The sequence below is a fragment of the Methylocaldum sp. 14B genome (assembly GCF_002005105.1).
Lineage (GTDB): Bacteria > Pseudomonadota > Gammaproteobacteria > Methylococcales > Methylococcaceae > Methylocaldum.
In genome coordinates this window covers 1-3658 of record NZ_MSCV01000064.1, presented here as the reverse complement: position 1 = coordinate 3658, position 3658 = coordinate 1, and the positions used below count along the sequence as shown (strand labels likewise).

General features: G+C 61.9%; 7 protein-coding genes. 4 read left to right on the top strand and 3 right to left on the bottom strand.

Annotated features, from left to right (window positions below; genetic code table 11):
- Positions 1-3 precede the first annotated feature (3 nt).
- From B2A78_RS25320 to B2A78_RS25310, 3 genes are read right to left on the bottom strand one after another with little or no spacing between them, the layout of a single operon-like run.
- Positions 4-252, bottom strand: coding sequence for a GNAT family N-acetyltransferase (locus B2A78_RS25320; RefSeq protein ID WP_077732827.1), 249 nt, complete (start codon positions 250-252; stop codon positions 4-6).
- 3 nt (positions 253-255) lie between these two features.
- Complete coding sequence (locus B2A78_RS25315; RefSeq protein WP_077732826.1) at positions 256-513, bottom strand: hypothetical protein; 258 nt, start codon at positions 511-513, stop codon at positions 256-258.
- A complete protein-coding gene (locus B2A78_RS25310; protein ID WP_168175559.1) occupies positions 500-793 on the bottom strand; it encodes a DUF1778 domain-containing protein in 294 nt (97 codons plus the stop codon). The genes B2A78_RS25315 and B2A78_RS25310 overlap by 14 nt, the downstream gene beginning before the upstream one ends.
- A gap of 256 nt (positions 794-1049) precedes the next feature.
- On the opposite strand from B2A78_RS25310, the gene ssb reads away from it, so the two are divergent.
- The 4 genes from ssb to B2A78_RS25295 are packed head-to-tail and all read left to right on the top strand — an operon-like array spanning position 1050 to position 3655.
- Positions 1050-1457: a single-stranded DNA-binding protein gene (gene ssb, locus B2A78_RS25305; RefSeq protein ID WP_077732824.1), complete on the top strand. Its 408-nt coding sequence runs from the start codon at positions 1050-1052 to the stop codon at positions 1455-1457.
- Between the two features lie 11 nt (positions 1458-1468).
- Positions 1469-2251, top strand: coding sequence for a PH domain-containing protein (locus tag B2A78_RS25300; protein ID WP_077732823.1), 783 nt, complete (start codon positions 1469-1471; stop codon positions 2249-2251).
- On the top strand, positions 2251-2766 hold the full coding sequence (locus B2A78_RS25920) for a hypothetical protein (protein ID WP_143735320.1): 516 nt from the start codon (positions 2251-2253) through the stop codon (positions 2764-2766). The genes B2A78_RS25300 and B2A78_RS25920 overlap by 1 nt, the downstream gene beginning before the upstream one ends.
- Positions 2744-3655 (top strand): DUF3262 family protein, encoded by a 912-nt coding sequence (locus B2A78_RS25295; RefSeq protein ID WP_168175558.1) that lies wholly within the window; start codon positions 2744-2746, stop codon positions 3653-3655. The genes B2A78_RS25920 and B2A78_RS25295 overlap by 23 nt, the downstream gene beginning before the upstream one ends.
- Positions 3656-3658 lie beyond the last annotated feature (3 nt).

Genomic DNA, 3658 nt, shown 5'->3' with positions numbered 1-3658 from the left:
GGTTCACAGTCTGGCGATGGCTGCCGTGGGCAACCACCAGGTGAGCGGGGCATCGGGGAATCGTTCGAATTCGAAACGCTCATCATAGCGCCTGGCTTGCTCGTGTTTGGCATCGACCACAACGCCGATGAGGCCGATCTCCTCCGAAAGACGGAAACACCGGGACAGCGCGTCGGCCAATAGCCGTTCACCCAAGTCCCGCTTTTGATAGCGATGGTCGACCGCCAGCCGGGCCAAACGAGCTACCGGCAAGGATCATTCGGAAAGCGGAGATGGATACCGGGACGGCAACTGATCCTTGCGAATGGCCGACATGGCCAGACTGTAATAGCCGAGAATCGCAGCACCGTTGATGGTGACGTAGGTTCGGCTGACCTTGGTTTCGGCATGTTGACGCGCAAAGCGTTTGAGATAGCCGTCCGGTTCCGGGTCGCCGCAGGCAAAGCTCCGGCAATCATGATGGGCGTGAAACGCCTCGATCGCTTCCGGTAGAAGACCGTCACGAGGATTCACGTTCGGATTGCCATTCACGATACCGTTGCATGGCGGCCGACAATTTCGGGCGGGGCTTGTCGGTATGGTCCAGAGCCGTAAAGAAAGCCTCCCAGTCACGCGGCGACAGCGTCATCGATTCCGCCTCGCTGAGAACCTGTTTGGCGCGCTCCTGCGCGGCGCCCAGTACAAAAGCGCTCACGGAAACGCCGGCCATGGCTGCGGCGCGAACAATCAGTGCCTTGATTTCGGGCGAGGTCCTGAGGTCAATACGCTCGTGGGGTATGGTCGCAGCAAGCATGGCGGTTTCATTCATTGATACGGAAACTAGAGGAATCGACTCTATACGGCCTCGGGCCTTCCTACAAGATTCCGTATAAATGTCGTATCGCTCCCTATCGCTTTCGACGTCCTTCACGACCGCCTTGATACATTGAAACCGGCTCAAGAAGCGGAAACCGGTCACCGGCGAATGATCGGTTTTGGGTGGTCATCGGGCGAAAAATCGGGCATCTATGGCTCATTGCAAACAGCGGCATTCCTCAGGAGTCCAGGGCATGAGCAATCAGTTTTCCGGCGTCGGCAACCTCGGTCAGGCGCCCGTACTTCGCACCGTCCAAGTCGATGGCGAGGATCGGTCGGTGGCGGATCTGCGCGTCTACTTCGATCGCAGCGTGCCGCAAGACGATGGTTCCTTCGAGGATGAGGGCGGATTCTGGCTCAGCGTCAGCGTGTGGGAAGCCCGTGCGGAATCGACGGTCAAAGTGCTCCGCAAAGGCGCCCGGATTCAGGTCGATGGCCAGCTGCGGGAGGAGTCCTGGGAGGACGCGGAGGGTACCGAGCATCGCGCATTACGGCTGACGGCCAGTCGCATCGCCATCGATCCGGTGTGCATCGAATCCGTCACGTATCGGCCGCGTACCGGTGCGCCCACCGAGATGCCCAGCGATCCCGGCGAAGAGTAACGGGAACCCCGATGCGGATCGGCGACGCCATCTACAACCTCGACGGCCTGCCGTTCCGTTCCTTCGGCCTCGCGACCCGCATGCGCGAATTGCTGTCGGGCGAATCGGGGAGGTGCTATGCGGTGGAAAATTGTCCTGACGGCGGTTTCATCCTGCGGCGCGAGCCGGAGTTTCCGCGTGCCGATGCCGTTTCGCCACGCCGGTCGAGCGAACCGGCGGAGCAAGCCGCTCATCTTGGCGGGCTGTTGCAGCGAACCGAGAGGCACTCGATGAAGATGGATTCGGAAAAAAGAGCCGCACGAGTATTCCGACCCGCCGTGTTGCGAGCGAATGCCGTTTGGCTGCCGGTATTGGGCATCGGCGTGCTGCTGGCGTTTATTCCGCACCGCCTGCTGAGTTCCCTCCTGGCCTTATTGCCGATCGATCCTTCGGTGCTGAACACCGGGCTGACCTGGACGCTCAACGGCTTGACACTCATGGGTGGTTTCCTGTCCGGCGCCCTGCTCTTCTGGCTGTGGACCGAATGGCTGTCGGCCGCCTATGTGGTTTCCGAGACCGGGGTCGAAGCCCGCGAAGGCCTGGTTGCCCGCGATACCGTGGGCTTACGGTTTCAGGACATCCGCTCGATCACCCTCAGACAATCCTGGTTCGAGCGTCTGGTGAACATCGGCACCTTGGAATTGACTTCGGCGGGCACCGACGGCAGACCCGTGCGGTTCGTCGATATCGCGTGGCCGGGACGCGTGAAGGTCTTGATCCAAAATCGCATGAACCGCGTTGAAGGAGATGATTGATGAGGATTCGGCGCATCGAATGGCTGTTCGCATTGGTTTCCCTGTCCAACGCGGCGATGGCCAATAAGTCTGTGGATGAGCGCGTGAACCTGCTGCCGACCGAACAGGAATTGGCCCGGCGCGACGCCTGTCCAGGGGGCGGCGTCTTGCGCTACGCCGGGAATCCGCCGTATGCCGGTTTGCCCTGGCACCTGATCGAGTCGGTCCCCGCGATCGGCCGACCACACGCCGTGCTCACCCGGAACGAGGCACCGTGGATCCGAAAGCTCAGCGGTCCCTCGCGTCCGGTACGCATTTTCGAACATGACGGGGTAAATGTTGTCCTGTTCGATCTGTGCAGGCCGCACCGCTGCGACGCCGAATCCCTGTACGGCGTCATTGTCTTGCCGTCCCAGGATTACGGGCTGGTTCTCAGTGAACAGGGCCGCTCGCGTCGGTTGGGATCGCATGGGCCGGTCACCGATGCGGCTCTGGCCTGCGCGAAATCGATCGATGAGCGTCGCCGAGGGCCGTGACGTGGGCGTAAAACGCCATCTTTGTCCGAAAGCCTGGCGCACGGCTTTGGTCACATGGGCTTTCGCATCGGGTATCGTTCTGGCCGCGGGGAACTATACCGATTACCTGAGCCGGCTGGCCCGGATGGAATCCGGAAACAACCCCGGTGCCCGCAATGATTACGGGTATTTGGGTCTCTACCAGATGGGCGAGCAGGCCTTGACCGAAGCCGGCTATTACCGGTCCGACGGCACCGCGAGGAATGACTGGCGGGGAAGCTGGACCGGGAAGGACAGCGTACGGAATATGGCCGATTTCCTGAGCCGCCCTTCGGTGCAGACTCAGGCGGTGACCGCCTTCAGTGCCGCCCAGTGGTCGCAGATCAAGAACCTGGATCTCGACGGCTATCTGGGACAAACGGTCGGCGGCATCCTGATCACACCGTCGGGCCTGCTCGCCGGCGCTCACCTGGTCGGCGTCGGCGGGCTGCGCCGCTTCCTGAGTTCGGGCGGAACCGCCTCGGTCCGGGATGGCAACGGAACATCGATCGCCACGTATCTTTCGGCTTTGGGCGGGTTCGATGTCTCGGCGGTCACGGGCGTGTCCGGCGGACCATCCACCGGTTCGGCCACGCCGGCACCGGAGACCACGATCGGGATAACCCCGCCGACCCACGCACCGCTTTCGCCCTCGGCGGCATTCGCCAGCGGTTCCGGCATCGGCCTCGGAGCGGTAAAGGCCTTGGTGCTACAGACGCTGGCCGTGGGCTTGTTGCTGTGCACCGCCTGGGTGAGTCTGATGCAATACATCGGCTGGCGCCGCGAGCGGCTGTCGCTGATGCAGGTCCAGACCCATATCGTCAAGGCGACGGTATTAATGATGCTCGTATTGTTCGTGGCCTTGGCCTAGAAG